The 15,694-nt window shown below is 68.4% G+C and carries 15 protein-coding genes and 1 pseudogene; 12 read left to right on the forward strand and 4 right to left on the reverse strand.

The annotated features are described in order from the left end of the window. The coding region (locus tag E4L96_RS03690; protein WP_267874309.1) for an ATP-binding protein at positions 1-482 on the forward strand (482 nt) is incomplete at its 5' end. On the opposite strand, the gene E4L96_RS03695 is transcribed toward E4L96_RS03690, so the two are convergent. Continuing rightward, complete coding sequence (locus tag E4L96_RS03695; RefSeq protein WP_167758592.1) at positions 483-3,098, reverse strand: sensor domain-containing protein; 2,616 nt, start codon at positions 3,096-3,098, stop codon at positions 483-485. A gap of 7 nt (positions 3,099-3,105) precedes the next feature. Beyond that, the gene (locus E4L96_RS24645; protein ID WP_135205883.1) at positions 3,106-4,707 is read right to left on the reverse strand and encodes a methyl-accepting chemotaxis protein; all 1,602 of its coding nucleotides are present in this window, start codon (positions 4,705-4,707) and stop codon (positions 3,106-3,108) included. A 162-nt stretch (positions 4,708-4,869) separates the two neighbouring features. On the opposite strand from E4L96_RS24645, the gene E4L96_RS03705 reads away from it, so the two are divergent. The 4 genes from E4L96_RS03705 (at position 4,870) to E4L96_RS03720 (ending at position 9,407) form a co-directional block, all read left to right on the forward strand. Continuing rightward, a complete protein-coding gene (locus E4L96_RS03705) occupies positions 4,870-6,477 on the forward strand; it encodes an MASE3 domain-containing protein (protein ID WP_135205884.1) in 1,608 nt (535 codons plus the stop codon). After that, positions 6,470-7,960: an ATP-binding protein gene (locus E4L96_RS03710; RefSeq protein ID WP_135205885.1), complete on the forward strand. Its 1,491-nt coding sequence runs from the start codon at positions 6,470-6,472 to the stop codon at positions 7,958-7,960. Before E4L96_RS03705 ends, E4L96_RS03710 begins: the two co-directional genes overlap by 8 nt. Then, positions 7,957-8,610: a response regulator gene (locus E4L96_RS03715; protein WP_135205886.1), complete on the forward strand. Its 654-nt coding sequence runs from the start codon at positions 7,957-7,959 to the stop codon at positions 8,608-8,610. Before E4L96_RS03710 ends, E4L96_RS03715 begins: the two co-directional genes overlap by 4 nt. Positions 8,611-8,717: 107 nt before the next feature. Next, positions 8,718-9,407 carry a glutathione S-transferase family protein gene (locus E4L96_RS03720; RefSeq protein ID WP_135205887.1) on the forward strand — a complete coding sequence of 230 codons (690 nt, stop codon included), beginning with the start codon at positions 8,718-8,720 and terminating at the stop codon, positions 9,405-9,407. On the opposite strand, the gene E4L96_RS03725 is transcribed toward E4L96_RS03720, so the two are convergent. After that, on the reverse strand, positions 9,334-9,951 hold the full coding sequence (locus E4L96_RS03725; RefSeq protein ID WP_135205888.1) for a thioesterase family protein: 618 nt from the start codon (positions 9,949-9,951) through the stop codon (positions 9,334-9,336). The genes E4L96_RS03720 and E4L96_RS03725 overlap by 74 nt on opposite strands. 134 nt (positions 9,952-10,085) lie before the next feature. Here E4L96_RS03725 and E4L96_RS03730 point away from each other — a divergent pair, with 134 nt between their 5' ends. Further along, positions 10,086-10,985, forward strand: coding sequence for a hypothetical protein (locus E4L96_RS03730; RefSeq protein WP_135205889.1), 900 nt, complete (start codon positions 10,086-10,088; stop codon positions 10,983-10,985). A gap of 10 nt (positions 10,986-10,995) precedes the next feature. Here the strand turns inward: E4L96_RS03730 and soxR are convergent, their stop codons facing one another. Further along, the gene (gene soxR / locus E4L96_RS03735; RefSeq protein WP_135205890.1) at positions 10,996-11,454 is read right to left on the reverse strand and encodes a redox-sensitive transcriptional activator SoxR; all 459 of its coding nucleotides are present in this window, start codon (positions 11,452-11,454) and stop codon (positions 10,996-10,998) included. A gap of 74 nt (positions 11,455-11,528) precedes the next feature. Here soxR and E4L96_RS03740 point away from each other — a divergent pair, with 74 nt between their 5' ends. The 6 genes and pseudogenes from E4L96_RS03740 to E4L96_RS03765 all read left to right on the forward strand — a co-directional run. Further along, on the forward strand, positions 11,529-11,861 hold the full coding sequence (locus E4L96_RS03740; protein ID WP_135205891.1) for an antibiotic biosynthesis monooxygenase family protein: 333 nt from the start codon (positions 11,529-11,531) through the stop codon (positions 11,859-11,861). Positions 11,862-11,982: 121 nt separating this feature from the next. Beyond that, positions 11,983-12,849, forward strand: coding sequence for a cysteine hydrolase family protein (locus E4L96_RS03745; RefSeq protein ID WP_135205892.1), 867 nt, complete (start codon positions 11,983-11,985; stop codon positions 12,847-12,849). Positions 12,850-12,856: 7 nt separating this feature from the next. Continuing rightward, the gene (pncB, locus tag E4L96_RS03750) at positions 12,857-14,047 is read left to right on the forward strand and encodes a nicotinate phosphoribosyltransferase (protein WP_135205893.1); all 1,191 of its coding nucleotides are present in this window, start codon (positions 12,857-12,859) and stop codon (positions 14,045-14,047) included. Between the two features lie 95 nt (positions 14,048-14,142). Continuing rightward, on the forward strand, positions 14,143-14,682 hold the full coding sequence (locus E4L96_RS03755) for a periplasmic heavy metal sensor (RefSeq protein WP_135205894.1): 540 nt from the start codon (positions 14,143-14,145) through the stop codon (positions 14,680-14,682). Between the two features lie 32 nt (positions 14,683-14,714). After that, on the forward strand, positions 14,715-15,416 hold the full coding sequence (locus tag E4L96_RS03760) for a winged helix-turn-helix domain-containing protein (protein WP_135205895.1): 702 nt from the start codon (positions 14,715-14,717) through the stop codon (positions 15,414-15,416). Between the two features lie 12 nt (positions 15,417-15,428). Further along, positions 15,429-15,694: pseudogene (locus E4L96_RS03765) on the forward strand (hypothetical protein); the annotation flags it as partial.

The following is a 15,694-nucleotide window of genomic DNA, read 5'->3' on the forward strand; positions in this document are numbered from 1 at the left end:
CCCCGCCCCTGGCCCCGCTGGACCTGGCCGCGCTCGCGCGCTCCGTGGTCGCCGAGCTGGCGCCGGAGGCCGTGGCGCGTGATCAGGCCCTCGAATGGGAGGACCACCGCAGTGGCGCGGCCGCCGGGTCCCGCTGCCTGGTGCCGGGCGACGAAACCCTGCTGCGGGTCCTGCTGCGCAACCTGCTGGAGAACGCGATCCGCTACGCCGGTCCCGACGCCCGGATCGTCATCTCGCTCGCAGGCGACGCCGTCCATTTTGTGCTGGCCGTCGCCGACAGCGGCCCGGGCCTCCCGGACGATCAGCGCGCGCGCCTCGGGGAACGCTTCCACCGGCCCGACGTGACCGCCGCCAGTGGCAGTGGACTGGGCTGGTCGATCTGCCTGCGCATCTGCGCCGTGCATGGCTTTGCACTGGACAGCGGCCGGGCGCCCGGCTTGGGCGGACTGCGGGTCACTGTGAACGGCCCGTGCGCGGTTTAATCAGGATGCTACGGCGGCCAGCATCCGGCTGAACTCCGCGTCCGGTACCGGGCGTCCGAAGTAGTAGCCCTGAAAGGCTGCGCAGCCATGTGCCATCAGCAGGTCGCGCTGCGCGCTGGTTTCCACGCCCTCGGCAATTACGTGCAATCCGAGCGTGTGCGCCAGCGTGATGATGGTGCGTGCGATCGAGGCGTCGTTGGCGTCGGACAGGATGTCGCGGACGAAGGACTGGTCGATCTTCAGCTGGTCCAGCGGCAGGCGTTTGAGGTACGAGAGCGATGAATAGCCGGTCCCGAAATCGTCGATCGCGAAGCTGATGCCAGCGACACGCAGCGCCATCATGCGCGCCACCGTGCCTTCCAGGTCGTCCGCAAACACGCTCTCGGTGATCTCGAGTTTCAGCTTGCGCGGATCGGCCCCGCTGCGGCGCAGCACTTGCAGCACCGATTCAGCAAAGTCCACCCGCCGGAACTGGTGCATGGAGACGTTCACCGCCAGGCACAGATGCCTCATCGCGGGCACGCGCTCCCACGCCAGCAGCGCGTTGCAGGCCATCTCGAGCACGCGCTGGCCCAGCTCATTCATCAGCCCCGTTTCCTCGGCCAGCGGAATGAACTCTCCCGGCGGCACGTAGCCCAGCACCGGATGGCGCCAGCGCAGCAACGCTTCGGCGCCGTAGATCCGCCCCGCCGCGTCCACCTGCGGCTGAAAATGCAGCGCCAGCCCGCCATCGCGCAGCGCATGCCGCAGATCGCCCTGCAGCTCCGAACGGCGCAGTAGTTCCACCTGCATCTGCGGGTCGAAGAAGCGCAGGCCGTTGCGCCCCTCGCCCTTGGCTCGGTACATCGACAAGTCGGCCTCGCGCAGCAGCGCTTCAGCCCCCGCCGACTGCGCGCCAAACAAGGCGATGCCGATGCTGGCGGTGCTCACGTGCTCACAGCCCGCAAATTCATAGGGCTGGCCCAATGCCTCCACCAGCTTCTGGCCCACCTGGCGCGCCGTGGCCGCGGCCTGGCCCTGGTCCGTGCCCAGGTCCTCCAGCAGCACCGCGAATTCATCGCCGCCGATGCGTGCCACCGTATCGCTGGCGCGCACGCAGGTCTGCAGGCGCTCAGCAGCACGGCCCAGCAGCACATCGCCCATCTGGTGGCCCAGCGTGTCGTTGATGGTCTTGAAGTTATCGAGGTCGATCAGCAGGGCCGCGCCCCACTGGCCGGTGCGCTGGCTGGACACCAGCGCGTGCTGCAGCCGGTCGCCGAGCAGGCGGCGGTTGGGCAGGTGGGTCAGCTGGTCGTGGAAGGCCAGGTAGTGGATCTCACCCTCGGCCTGCTTGCGCGCGCCGATGTCGCTGAAGGCCGCGAGCACCGTTCCCGCCAGTTCGCCATCGTCCGGCACCAGTGACAGGCGGGCCTCCATCTGGATCAGGTGGCCACCCCGCGCGTAGACCCGGCATTCGGTGGCCGCCTCGCCATGCACGCGCACGCGTGCCAGGGCCTCGTCCAGATGCGAGCCCTCCTCGAGCAGCAGCGTGGCGCCGGGTTGTCCCAGGGCCTCGGCACGGGTCCAGCCGAACAGGCGCTGGGCGGCCCGGTTCCAGAACGTGACGATGCCGTGCGCGTCCAGCGTGAGAATCGCGTCCTGCGTGTGGTCGAGCAGCGAAGCCTGGGCGCGGAAGCGCTGCTCGCTGCTGCGCAGGCGCGTGGTGGCGTTATGGCGCCCGATGGCAACGCTGGCCAGGCGGCAGCACCAGCGATGCAGCTCGCCCTGCTCCACCGGCGGCCGCCGGGCCTCCACCGAATGCAGCACCAGGGCGCCCAGCAGGCGGTCATCGGCCAGGACGGGCAGGGCCCACCAGCTGTGCAGGCCATGCGCCTGGGCGGCCGCGCGCACGCCCGCCCACGCCGGGTCCTTTGCGATGTCGCGCGCCTGCGCGGCCTGGGACAGCCGGCGACCCTGGACACCGTCCAGTAGCACCGGCTGGGCCGCGTAGGCGAAGGTGTCGGCCAGGCTGGGCGACGCCCCGTGGCGCAGGCGGCCGGTCTCCGGTTCCATCAGCATGATGGTGCACACGAACTGCGGCTCGTAGGCTTCCACCACCCGCGCGATCTCGTGCAGCGTGCGCTCCAGCGGCACGTCGCGCGCGATCTGTTCCATGATGTCCGCGCTCTCGCTGCGGAATTGCTGCAGGCGCCGCAGCTCGGTGCGGCCGCTGGCATCCACGGGTGCCGCGCCAGGCGGGCCGCTGCGGTCCACGATCACCGCCCCGAACAGCCGCTCGCCTCCGCTGGCGCCGAGGTCGAGCGCCTTCAGCTCCACTGGCAGCAGGGCGCCGTTGCGGTGGCGCAGGGCCATCTGGCGAACCTGACCAACGAGCTTCGAGTTGTCCAGTCCCGCCAGGTACTTGCGCAAGTAGCTGTCGTGGTGGCGCGCCACTGGCTCGGGCAGCAGGCCGTTGAGAGATTGTCCCAGCAGCTCTCCGGCACCGTAGCCTGCCAGCCGCTCCAGCGCCGGATTGACGTAGCGGATGATGCATTCGCCGGTCATGATGACCACCGCGTCGATGGCCTCGTCCACCATCCGGTAAAAGATCGCCGGAGCGGGGCCGTGGCTTGTCATCGCGGTCTCAGGCAGGAACGGTGGACCGCAGCAGCGCGCGTACGGGCCGTGCCGGGCCGGTACTGGTGGCGTCCAGACGGAAGCGGCCCACCAGCTGCGCCAGTGACCCGGCCTGCTGCTGCAGCGCCGCGGCCGCGGCCGCGGCTTCCTCCACCAGCGCTGCGTTCTGCTGGGTGGCAGCATCCATCTGCAGGACCGCCTGGTTGACCTGCACAATGCCGGCCGCCTGCCCATCGCTGGCCGAAGCGATCTCGCTCATCAGCTGCGCTACCTCGCGCACCTGCTCCACCACCTGGCCGATGGTCTGGCCCGCATGGTTCACCTGGCGCGCGCCGACGTCCACCTCGGCCACTGAGGACGAGATGAGGCCCTTGATCTCCTGCGCCGCGGCGGCGCTGCGTTGCGCCAGGTTGCGCACCTCGGATGCCACCACCGCAAATCCGCGCCCCTGCTCGCCCGCGCGCGCTGCCTCCACCGCTGCGTTCAGGGCCAGGATGTTGGTCTGGAACGCGATCCCGTCGATGACGCCGATGATGTCGGCGATCCGGCTGGCCGAAGCGTGGATGCCTTCCATGGTACGCACCACATCCGCCACCGCCTGCCCGCCCGCACTGGCAACGCCGGCCGCATTCTGCACCAGCTGGTCGGCCCGCACCGCATGTGCGGCGTTGCGGCGCACTGTGCCGGTCAGCTCGTCCAGCGCCGCCGCGGTTTCCTCTAGCGCGCTGGCCTGTGCCTCGGTGCGGGCCGACAGGTCCTGGTTGCCGGTCGCGATCTGCCCGGAGGCCGAGGCAATGGTGTCAGTCCCTCCGCGGACCTGGCCGACGATCGCCGCCAGGCCGGCCTGCATGCGCTGCAGGGCCGCCATCAGGCGCGCCATTTCGTCTTTCCCGCGCACTTCGATGGGGTGCGCCAGGTTCCCATCCGCCACCTCTTCGGCGGCGCGGATGGCCGCGTCCAGCGGACGGGTGATGGCGCGCACCAGGGTCACCCCGGCGATGGCCGCCAGCAGGAGGCCGAGCGCCAGGCCTGATCCTGCCAGCATGCGGACCAGCCGGTAGTCCGCATCGGCCCGGTGGTACAGCTGTTTGGCCACGCGCAGCTGCAATGCGATCAGCGCGTTGGCTTCGCCGCGCAACGGTTCAAAGGTGGCCGGCACCGCGCCGCGTGCCAGACCGGTGAGCCGTTCGCGGTCGCCGGTCCGCATGGCCGCCAGGGCTGGTTTCAGACCTTCTTCCAGGAAGCGCTGGCGGTGCGCCGCAAACTGGTCTGCGAGGTGCTTTTCCTCGTCGGTGAGAGCGGTGGCCGTGAAGGCTTTCCAGATCTCGCCGATGGTGGCGATGTTGGCTTCCACGTCCGCCACCCGGGCCGGGATCTCGGCCGGATCGGACAGGGCTCCGGCCAGCACCTGGTAGCGGTTCTGGTTCAGCAGCCGCATGATCTGGTCGAGCTGCTGCAGGCACACGACGCGGTTGGCATACATGTCCTCCATGCTGGCGGAAGCCTGGCCCAGGCCTCCCAGGCCGAGCAGGGCGCCCACAATCAGTTCGGCGGACAGGAACAGCAGCACCAGGATCAGCCGGGCGCGAATGGTGAGATTGCGAAGCATAGAGAGGAAAGGATGGATGTGTTATTTGACCCACATCATGGCGCATGCACTTCCTCCGAAAGAATCAGATAAATCCTATATTGACGAGGAATCAGGGGTAATTTAACGTCGGAAACGTCAGCAAATTTTGTAGGATTCTTCCTACTCCACCTCTCCACGACCATGCATTCCGACCTGACCGTTGACCCCGGCCGGCCGGCCGACCTGCGCCGCATGGAAGGCCTGCTGCTGGTGCTCCTCGTGCTCTGCCTGCTCGTCTGGCAGGACCGGGCCACCTGGGCCGCGCGCGGCGTACCTTTGATGCCGTTGTGGCTGCACACCGTGATCGAACTGTTCTCCGGCTGCGTGTCGCTGCTGCTATTCGCCGTGGTGTGGAACGTGCAACCGGGCGGGCGCAGTGCGGATCTGGCGCTGGTCGGCCACGCTGGTCTGGGCGTCGGACTGCTCGATATCGCGCATGCGCTGTCCTACCAGGGCATGCCCGCCTTCATCACGCCGTCCGGCCCGGCCAAGGCGATCGACTTCTGGCTGTGGGCGCGCCTGTGGTTTTCGTTGGCCCTGCTGGCCGCCGCGGTGGCCGGAGTGCGTCCTCTTGGCCCGCGTGCCCGCTACTGGCTGGCCGGCGCCAGCCTGGCGTGGAGCGGCGCCGCCTCCTGGCTGGTGCTGCTCGGTCCGGACCTGGGCTGGCACACGTATGAACCGGGCCTGGGCCTGACGGGCTTCAAGATCGCCTGCGAGTGGGCGATCGTGGCGGTGCTGGTGGCTGCGGCGCTGCTCCTGTACCGGCGCGCGCTGCGCAGCGGTGGGCTCGCAGCGGGCCTGTTCGGTGTGGCTGTGGCGACCGCCCTGAGCGAGCTGTGTTTCATGGTCTATGTGAACGTGACGGACGTATTCAACCTCCTCGGCCACCTGGTCAAGGTGGTGGTCTACGTGCTCCTGTACCGCACCGCGTTCCGCCTGGCGGTGCGCGAGCCGCTGGCGCGCCTGCAGGCCGAGGCCACGGAGCGCGCTGCGGCCGAACAGGCGTTGCGCCAGTTGAACGCCACGCTGGAACAGCGCGTGGCGCAGCGCACCGCACAGCTCGAGCGTGCCAACTCGGACCTGGAGGCGTTCGCGTACACCGTCTCGCACGACCTGCGTGCGCCCCTGCATGCCATCGACGGCTTCGCGCGGCTGCTGCGGCGCGGCCATGGCGCCGGACTGGACGCCACAGGTCTCAGCTACCTCGCCCGCATCGAAGCAGGCAGTGAGCGGATGGGCCGCATGATCGACGACCTGCTGGACCTCGCCCACCTGGGCCGCGGGGACTTGCGGCGCGAGCCGGTCGACGTCTCCCGGCTGGCGGCCGAGGTGCTGGACGAGCTGCGCGAGCGCGACCCGCAGCGCGCGGTGCGCGCCGATATCGCACCCGGCATCGTGGTCCAGGGCGACCCCGTCCTGCTGCGTCTCGTGCTCGACAATCTGCTGGGGAATGCCTGGAAATTCAGCGCGGCCCGCCCGCTGCTGCAGCTGCGCGTCGCCGCCCAGCATGCGGATGGCTGGGTGACGGTGAGCGTGGCGGACAACGGCAGCGGCTTCGACCCCGCCTATGCCACGCGCCTGTTCGAGCCGTTCCAGCGCCTGCATCCGCGCGACATCCCTGGCAATGGCATCGGCCTGGCATCGGTGCGCCGCATCGTGACGCTGCACGGCGGCCGGGCCTGGGCCGAAGGCCGCGAAGGCAAGGGCGCCACCTTCTACCTCACCCTGCCGGAGTGCGCGCATGCCTGACATCTTGCGCGTGCTGCACGTGGAAGACAGCGCGGATGACGCCCTGCTGGTCCGCGCCGAACTGGAACAGGCGGGCCAGCAGCTCCATTACCGCCGTGTGGAGAGCGGTCCGCAGCTGGCGCTCGCGCTGCAGAGCGAACCTTGGGACGTGGTGCTTTCCGACGCCGCTTTGCCCGGCTTTTCCGCCCGCGGTGCGTTGCGCTGCCTGCAGGCCAGCGGCCGCGATATCCCGTTCATCGTGGTCTCCGGCTACCTGGCCGAGGCCGAGGCGGCGGACCTGATGCGCGCAGGCGCCCATGACTATGTGATGAAGTCCAACCTTACCCGGCTGTCCTGCGCCGTGATGCGCGAACGGCGCGAGCGCCGCGTACGGGACGGCCGCCGCCAGGCCGACCAGGCGCTGGCCGCCAACCGCCGCCTGCTGCTGCAGATCGCGGCGTCGCTGGGCGAGGGCTTGCTGGTACTGGACCGCGCGGGCAAGCTGGTGTTCATGAATCCGGAAGCAGAGCGCCTGCTCGGCTGGCGCCATGCGGACCTGGACGGTCTCCCTCTGCACGACATCATCCACTGCCGCCGCCCGGACGGCGGTGCGCTGGCGCGCCACGATTGCGTTGTCTTCGCCTCCGCGCTGGCAGGCGAGCCGCGCCGCGCCGAGGATGAAGTCTTTATCCGTAAGGACGGTGCCATGCTGCCGGTGGCTCTGGTGGCCACGCCCATCATGGAAGAAGGCAGTGTCGCGGGGTGCGTGGTGGCCTTCCAGGACGTGACCGAGCGCCGCCGCGCCGACACCGAACTGCGCGACTCGCGCCGCCAGTTGCAGGAGCTGTCCGCCTTCCAGCAAAACGTGCGCGAAGCCGAGCGGCGCCGTATCGCACGCGAGCTGCATGATGAACTGGGGCAGGCGCTGACCGCGCTGCGGATCGACTTGAACTGGCTGTCCGCGCGCGTGGAGCAGGCGGTGCTGCAGGCCAAGCTGGCCGGAATGCTGGACCTGGTCGGCACCACGGTTGACGCGGTGCGCCGGCTGTCCGAAGACCTGCGCCCCGGAATGCTGGACGACCTGGGCCTGGCCGCTGCGGTCGAGCACCACGTGTTCAAGTTGTCGGCGCAGACGGGGCTGCAGTGCCATCTCGACATGAACGCCGAGCACTTCGACCTGTGCGACGAACTGGCCACTGCGCTCTTCCGTATCCTCCAGGAGGCGCTGACCAACGTGGCGCGCCACGCTCACGCCAGCTGCGTGCACATACGGCTCCATCTGCACGGGGGCGAGATGCAGCTGACCGTGCAAGACGATGGCATCGGCATCGGCAACGGCGACGGCCAGCCAGTCCGGCGCGGCTTTGGTCTGCTCGGCATGCGCGAACGCGCCAAGCTGCTCGGCGGTACGCTGGACGTCTCCAGCCCCACTGGCGCCGGCACCCGAGTGCTGGCACGGCTGCCTGTGCAGCCCCCTCAACCTCAACAGGGAGACCACATTTGATCAAGGTTTTGATCGCGGACGACCACACCATCCTGCGCGACGGACTCAAACAGATTCTGGCTGAGTGTCCGGACATCGCGGTCGCAGGAGAAGCCAACGATGGCTTCGAGGTACTGGTCGCGATCCGCCGGCTTGAGGACCTCGACGTGCTGGTACTGGACATGGCGATGCCGGGCCGCGCCGGGCTGGACCTGTTGCGCCAGGTCCGCATCGAACGCCCGCAGCTGGCGGTCCTGGTGCTGTCGATGCACAAGGAGAGCCAGTACGCGGTGCGCACGCTGAAAGCTGGGGCGCTCGGCTACCTGTGCAAGGACAGCGCGTCGGCCGACCTGGTGAAGGCGATCCGCAAGGTGGCCGGTGGCGCCACGTTCCTGGGCAGCACCGTGGCCGAAAATCTGACCCAGGGGCTGGCGGTGAGCGATGACGCGCCGCACGCGCGCCTGAGTAACCGCGAGTACGAGATATTCCGCCTGGTGGCGGCGGGTGTCGGCACCAGCGCCATTGGGCACCAGCTGCATCTCTCGGCCAAGACGGTGAGCACGCACAAGACGCGCATCCTGCAGAAGATGGGGCTCACCAATACAGCGGACCTGATCCGCTACGCCATGAAGCACGGGCTCGCCGATGAGGCCTGCCAGCCGCTCGACTGACTGCACCCGCATGGGCGGCCTTGCAAGCGGCCTATGCACAGGAGCCTATTCCAGGGCGGGCATCGGAGTTCCAGAATGGTTCCCATGCACACTACCAAAGGCCCGCCATGACCCTCACCTTGATCAGCCACCGCCTCTGCCCTTACGTGCAGCGCGCCGTCATCGTCCTGCAGGAAAAGGGCGTGCCGTACGAGCGGGTCGACATCGACCTGGCCAACAAACCCGCCTGGTTCCTGGCGCTGTCGCCGCTCGGGAAGACGCCGGTGCTCGTGGTCGATGGCACACCGGTCTTCGAATCCGCAGTGATTTGCGAATACCTGGACGAAACCTTCGAGCCAAAGCTCCATCCGGATAACGCATTGGAGCGCGCCCGCCACCGCGCCTGGATCGAGTTTGCCTCGGCGACGCTGAACGCGGTCGGAACGTTCTACGCAGCCTCCGGCCAGGCAGCCTACGATGCCGCCGCCACCGTCCTGCACCAGCGCTTCGCGGGACTCGAAAAAACGCTCGGCAGCGGCCCCTACTTCGCGGGCGACCGGTTCACGCTGCCCGACGCCGCCTACGCCCCGGTCTTCCGCTACCTGGATGTGTTTGACTCAGCGACGGGCATTGACTTCATGGCTGGCCGTCCGAAGGTACAAGCCTGGCGCGCCGCCCTTGCCCGGCGACCGTCAGTGCGCGCGGCCGTTGGCCCTGACTACGCCGGGCTGCTGCGCAGCTTCGTCATCGCCCGCCCAAGTGTCCTGGGCGCGCTGCTGGCAGCTCAGGCGCCCGATGGCCGGGAGCTGGCGGCGTAGCGGCCAGCGCTTCCTCGGCGCGCACATCTCCCGCCAGCCGGTCGCACGCCGCGCTCCATTCGGCCACCCAGGCCGGGAGTGCGGGCGACGGCACATCAACCTGCATGTCGTGCAGCAGCTCCGCCGGCGTGACCACGCCGTCGCGCGCACGGAACAAGCCGCGCATCAGCACCAGCCCCCCCACGCGCCCACCGCGCACGAACCGGTGCTCCATGAAGACCCACTTCTCGTCCCACCCCAGCACGCGCGTGTGCAGCTCGTAGCGCTCGAACAGCTTGAGGTCCTTGCGGAACTTGGCCATGTTGTCGCCCACGATCGGCGCCGCCTTGCGCTGCAGCGCGACCTTGGCGGCCCCGGTGCGCAGCACGAAGTCCATGCGCCCGATATCGGCCAGCGTGTAATAGCGCCCGTTGTTCACGTGCCCATTGAAATCGAGATCGTTGGGCAGCACCCGCATGCGCAGCACGGTGGTGTCAAAAATCCCCGCGCGCGGACGCAGGCGGGAGGTGAGCAGCATCCAGATCAGGCGAAACCAGAGATTCATGAGCGCGGCACCGAGTTCGAGTTGGGAATGCGCGACATTAGAACACCGCCAACGCCCTTTCGTGCCGAGAACGTCCTCTAGCCGTCCGCTTTGCAGTAACCTCGACCAGGCATTGACGAGTCAATGGAGGCGCTATGCGTGATCGGTATTCGGCCATGTTGACCGAAGCGCCAGTGGTCCTGCTGGCCGCTGCGCTGGGCGGATGCGGCATGCCGCAGGCGAAGTTGACCTACCTGCAGCTCGCACAGGCCGATGACGGCGTGGTGGGCTACCCGTTCGTGGTGCCGCGTACCGTGGTCAAGGTGGTCCCGGCCGAGAAGAGCGGCGTCACCGAGAGCGTCGCCTTCACGCCGGTGCCGCTGGCCACGCGGCCGGATGGCTCGCCCCTCGCCAGCTTCCTCGCCACCGGCCAGCCGCAGGCGTGGAGCGTCATCTCGACCAGCGTCAGCGCCGTGCAGTACACCGACGAGCTGGTGATCAGCACCATCGGCACCCAGGCCACCGACAACCGCAAGGATGCACTGGACGCCATCGTCGCCACCGCCGGCCTGGCCGTCCGCGTGCAGGGCGACGCCGCCGATTGCGCCACGCGCGCCGTCCCGCTCAAGCCCTTCGTCATCGATAGCTACGCCGCGCCCACGCCGCAGATCGTGCCCGGCACCGATTGCTGGGCCTACACCGTGCAGCGGCTCGACCCCGCGCCGCCGCTCAGGTCCTACCCGGTCGCCGCCCTGCCCAGCGCCGCGCCGGTCCCGTGGTTTCCCATCCCCGCCTGCCAGGCCTACCGGATCCGCGTCTTCCACTGCGCGGACACGGAGTGCCACGAGCGCGCCGATGTGAAGAGCTACACCGCCGTGCTCCCCCTGTCCGACGGCACCGCCTACCGCCGCATCCCCCTGCCCTCCAAAGGCAAGATCACGCTGCACCCGGACTTCTGCGGCGCCGACATCACCGATGCCACCACCGGCACCGGCAACTGGAGCCTGCTGAAACAGGCCATTGCCGACGCCAAGGCGGAACTGGGCCGCAAATGACACTGGCCGTTCAGCGCTCCAGCAGCCGCGCCCCGCTGCCCTCGGCCGCCAGCGCATCCTCCGGATTGCGCAGCGGGCAGTCGGTGAGCGACAGGCACCCGCAGCCGATGCAGCCATCCAGCTGGTCGCGCATGCGCTGCAGCCGCGTGATGCGCGCGTCCAGGTCCGCGCGCCAGGCCCGCGACAGTTTGCGCCAGTCCTCCGCGTTGGGCCGCCGGTCCGGCGGCAGCAGGGCGAGGGCCTGCGCCACTTCGGCCAGCGGAATGCCGACCCGCTGCGCGACCTTGATCAGCGCCACGCGCCGCAGCACGCCGCGCGGGTAGCGCCGCTGATTGCCACTGCTGCGGGCCGCGCGGATCAGCCCTTTCTGCTCGTAGAAGTGCAGCGCCGACACGGCCACGCCCGCGCGCTGCGCCACTTCGCCCACGCTGAGCATGTCGTTGGTATCCAGATGTTCGGGCTTGTTCATCACTGCTTGACCTGAAGTTAAGTTGAGGTTGTAGAGTGGCCCCACCTTAATCGATCAATACGAAAGGAGCAAGCATGAGCACCGCCCACGCATCGTCTGTCTATCGCATGACCCAGTTCGTCGTCCCCGCCGCCGCACGCCAGGAATTCCTGGCACGCGCACGGGAAGCCGCCATCCTGCTGGCGGCTCAACCGGGCCTGCTCCGCAACTCCCTGCTGGAACAGCCGCAGCCCGACGGCACCTCCCGCATCGTGACCTTGGCCGAGTGGCGCGACGACGCAGCCATGGAAGCGGCCGCGGTGGCGGTGAAGAAGCAGCAGGAAGCGCAAGGCTTCAACCCGCAGGACTTGCGCGCCCGCCTGAACATCCAGGCCGAGACCAGTCTATACCGCGCCCTCGCCCTGTAGCGCTGCGCAACAAACAATCCCGCCCTGCCGGGTGGGGGGAAGCCGTTCGCCTGCCCACCCGCCGGCGGCCAGGATGAGTCCAACTGCCCTATACTTGAATGATCTTGTCAAAAGGGATGTCATGACTCGTCAGCTCCACCTGTTGGTGATCGATCCGCAGAACGACTTCTGCGATCTGCCCGACGCCTACCGCCCGCTCGACCCGCTGAGCGGCGCGCGCACCGCGCCGGCCCTGCCGGTGCCGGGCGCGCATGCCGACATGCAGCGCCTTGCGCGCCTGGTGGAGCAGGGTGCAGGCGGCCTCGCGGGCATCAGCGTGACGCTCGACTCGCACCACCGCTACGACATCGCCCATCCGACTTTCTGGCAGCGCGGCGACGGCAGCGCGGTCCCGCCCTTCACCCAGATTACCGCCGCCGAGGTGCGCGCAGGCGCCTACCGTACCCGCGACCCGCAGGCCGCCGCGCGCGCGCTGGCCTACCTTGACCAGCTGGAACAAGCGGGCCGCTACACCCTGATGGTCTGGCCCGTGCACTGCGAAATCGGCAGCTGGGGCAACGCCGTGCATGCGGACCTGCGCCGCGCCTATGACGCGTGGGAAGACCTGCACCACACCACGGTCAATTTCGTCATCAAGGGCACCAATCCCTGGACCGAGCACTACTCCGCCGTGCAGGCCGAGGTGGTCGTTCCCAGCGACGACGCCACGCAGCTCAATCGCCAGCTGCTCGGCGTGCTGGAACAGTGCGAGCGCGTCTACATCGCGGGCGAAGCGGGCAGCCACTGCGTCAAGGCCACTACGGAACACATCGTGCAGCACATCGATCCCGCCATGATCCCGCGCCTCGTGCTGCTCACCGACTGCATGAGCCCCGTGACCGGGTTCGAAGACCACTATCGGCAATTCGTGCGCGACATGCAGGCGCGCGGCGTGCAGATCGCCAGCGCCGCGGATGCCGTGGCCGAACTCCAAGCCAACCAAGGATAAAGATTCAATGAGCACCCCCGTCGTCCGCAGCCTGCTCGAAACGGACCTGTACAAATTCACCATGTGGCAGGCACTCCTGCACAGCCATCCGGCCGCGCAGGCGGAATATGTGTTCGCCTGCCGCAACCAGCCGGTGTACCCGCTGGCGGAGCTGAAGGCGGACATCGAACGCGAACTCGATCACCTGTGCTGGCTGTGCTTCACGCAGGAGGAGCTGTTCTATCTGCGCTCGCTCCGCTACATCAAGAGCGACTTCGTGGACTTCCTGTCGGTGTTCCGCTTCCAGCGCCGCTTCATCCACGTGGAGACCGATGGCCCGCAGCTGATCATCCGCGCGGTGGGCCCGCAAGTGCACGTGATGGGCTTCGAGATCTATGTGCTCTACATCGTCAACGAGCTGTATTTCCGCCGCTTCGACGCGGTGAACGCGGTGACGGAAGGCCGCAAGCGCCTCGCGAAAAAGATCGAGATGCTGCGCGCCTTCGACCAGGAACCGCCCTGCGTGCACCCGCTGGACATCTTCGAATTCGGCCTGCGCCGCCGCTTCTCCGGCCGCTGGCATGAGGAGGTGGTGGAAACGCTGGTGCGCGATGTCCCCAAGTTCTTCAAAGGCACCTCGAACGTGTATTTCGCCAAGAAATACAATCTGGTCCCGATCGGCACCATGGCGCACGAATACCTGCAGTCTTTCCAGGCCTTCGGCGTGCGCCTGCGCGACTTCCAGAAGGCGGCGCTGGAAAGCTGGGTGCAGGAGTTCCGCGGCGACCTGGGAACGGCGCTGACCGACGTCGTCGGCATGGACGCCTTCCTGGCCGACTTCGACCTGTACTTCGCCAAGCTGTTCGACGGCCTGCGGCACGACTCCGGCGATCCGATCCAGTGGGGCGAGAAGGCCATCGCCCACTACACCAAGCTTCGCCTGGACCCGCACACCAAACGCCTCGTATTTTCGGACGGGCTGGACCTGCCGACCACCTTCGCCCTGTACCGCCATTTTGCGGACCGCGTGATGACGGGCTTCGGCATCGGCACCAACCTCACCAACGACATCGGCATCGAACCGCTGAACATCGTGATGAAGCTGGTGTCCTGCAATGGGCAGCCGGTGGCCAAGCTGTCCGACTCGCCGGGCAAGACCATGGTCAAGGACGAGACCTTCCTGGCCTACTTGCGGCAGGTGTTCCACCATCCGGGCTGAGGCCACGCGCCGCGGAGGGCTTCACAAAACTTTACGTGGTCAACATATGTCTGAAATGCGTCGCAATTAATCTTGTCAGCATGGAGGAATCGATCATGAGCACGTCACACACTCTGCGGTATTGGGCCGGCGGCGCAGCCATCGCGCTGGCAGCCTGCGCGGCGCAGGCCCAGCCGCCCGGTCCCGGCATGATGGGCCAGCCCGGCATGGGGCCGGGCACCATGGGTCCGAGAACGGGCATGGGCCCGGGCCAGGGACCGATGGGCCAGCGCGGCGCCATGGGGCTCGGCGAAGGCATGATGGGCGGGCACCTCGGCATCGCCTATGAGCGCGCAGTGGCCGATGGCACGGCGGACCAGAAAGCCCGCATGCATACCCTGGTGCAGGCGGCGGAGGCGGATCTGCAACCGCTTCGGCAGCAGCTGCGCGACGGTCACCGCCAGGCCATGCAGCTGCTGTCTCAGCCCAAGGTGGACCGCAGCGCCCTGGAGACGGTGCGCGCGCACGAAGTCCAGATCCTGGACCAGATCTCGCGCCGCCTGGTGCGGGCAGGGGCCGATGCGGCGGAGCTGATGACGCCCGCGCAGCGCGCCCGCTTTTTCAACGAACGTCTGCAGCATCGGGGGAACTATTGAGCACCGCAGTCCATGTCAACACGCGTCTCCTGATGATCGAGGACGACCAGCGCCTGGCGGGCATGGTCAGCGCCTACCTGGCGCAGCACGGGTATGACGTGGAGGTGGCGGAGCGCGCAGCACCGGGTCTGCAGCGGCTCACCTCCGCCGCGCCCGGCCACTACGCCCTGCTGCTGCTGGACCTCATGCTGCCGGACCTGGACGGGCTGGAAGTCTGCCGCCGCGTGCGCGCCCTGCCCGGCCCCTTGTCCGCCACGCCGATCGTGATGCTGACGGCGAAGGGCGACCCGCTGGACCGCGTCATCGGCCTGGAGCTGGGCGCGGACGACTACCTGCCCAAGCCGTTCGAGCCGCGTGAACTGCTGGCGCGCCTGCGCGCGGTGCTGCGGCGGCCTCAGATCGTGTCCCAGCAGGCGGTGAACGCCGGGCTGACTTTCGGCCGCCTGCAGATTGACCCGGATGCGCGCGTCGTGCGGGTGGATGGGCAGGAACGGCCCCTCACGGCCTATCAATTCGATCTGCTGATGGCGATGGCGGAACGGGCCGGGCGCGTGCTCTCGCGCGAGCAGCTGGTGGATCTGGTGCGCGGGCAGCCGCACGATCCGTTCGACCGCTCCATCGATGTGCACATCGGGCGCCTGCGCGCGGCGCTCGAGGACGATCCCAAGCAGCCGCGCCGCATCGTCACCGTGCGCGGAGCGGGCTACGTGTTCGCCAAGGTGCAGGACGCGTAGATGGGGCGGGCCGTGTCGCGGATGTATGTGCGCGTCTACGCGGCCCTGCTTGGGTCGCTGGTGGTGGCGACCATCCTGTTCGGCGTCATCTGGATCTACTTCAGCCCCACGGAAGCGAACCGCATGGAGCTGCTCGGGCAAGTGGCGGTGCAGGCTTTGGCGCCGCCGGACGCGCCGCCCGAGGAGCAGCAGGAAGCGCTGATGCGCTGGCGTGGCCGCGGCCTGTTCGCGCAGGATGAGCCGGCGCACGCGCCGGCTGCGGGCGGCAACGGCGGCAC

Source organism: Zemynaea arenosa, assembly GCF_004614185.1.
Taxonomy (GTDB): Bacteria; Pseudomonadota; Gammaproteobacteria; order Burkholderiales; family Burkholderiaceae_D; genus Telluria; species Telluria arenosa.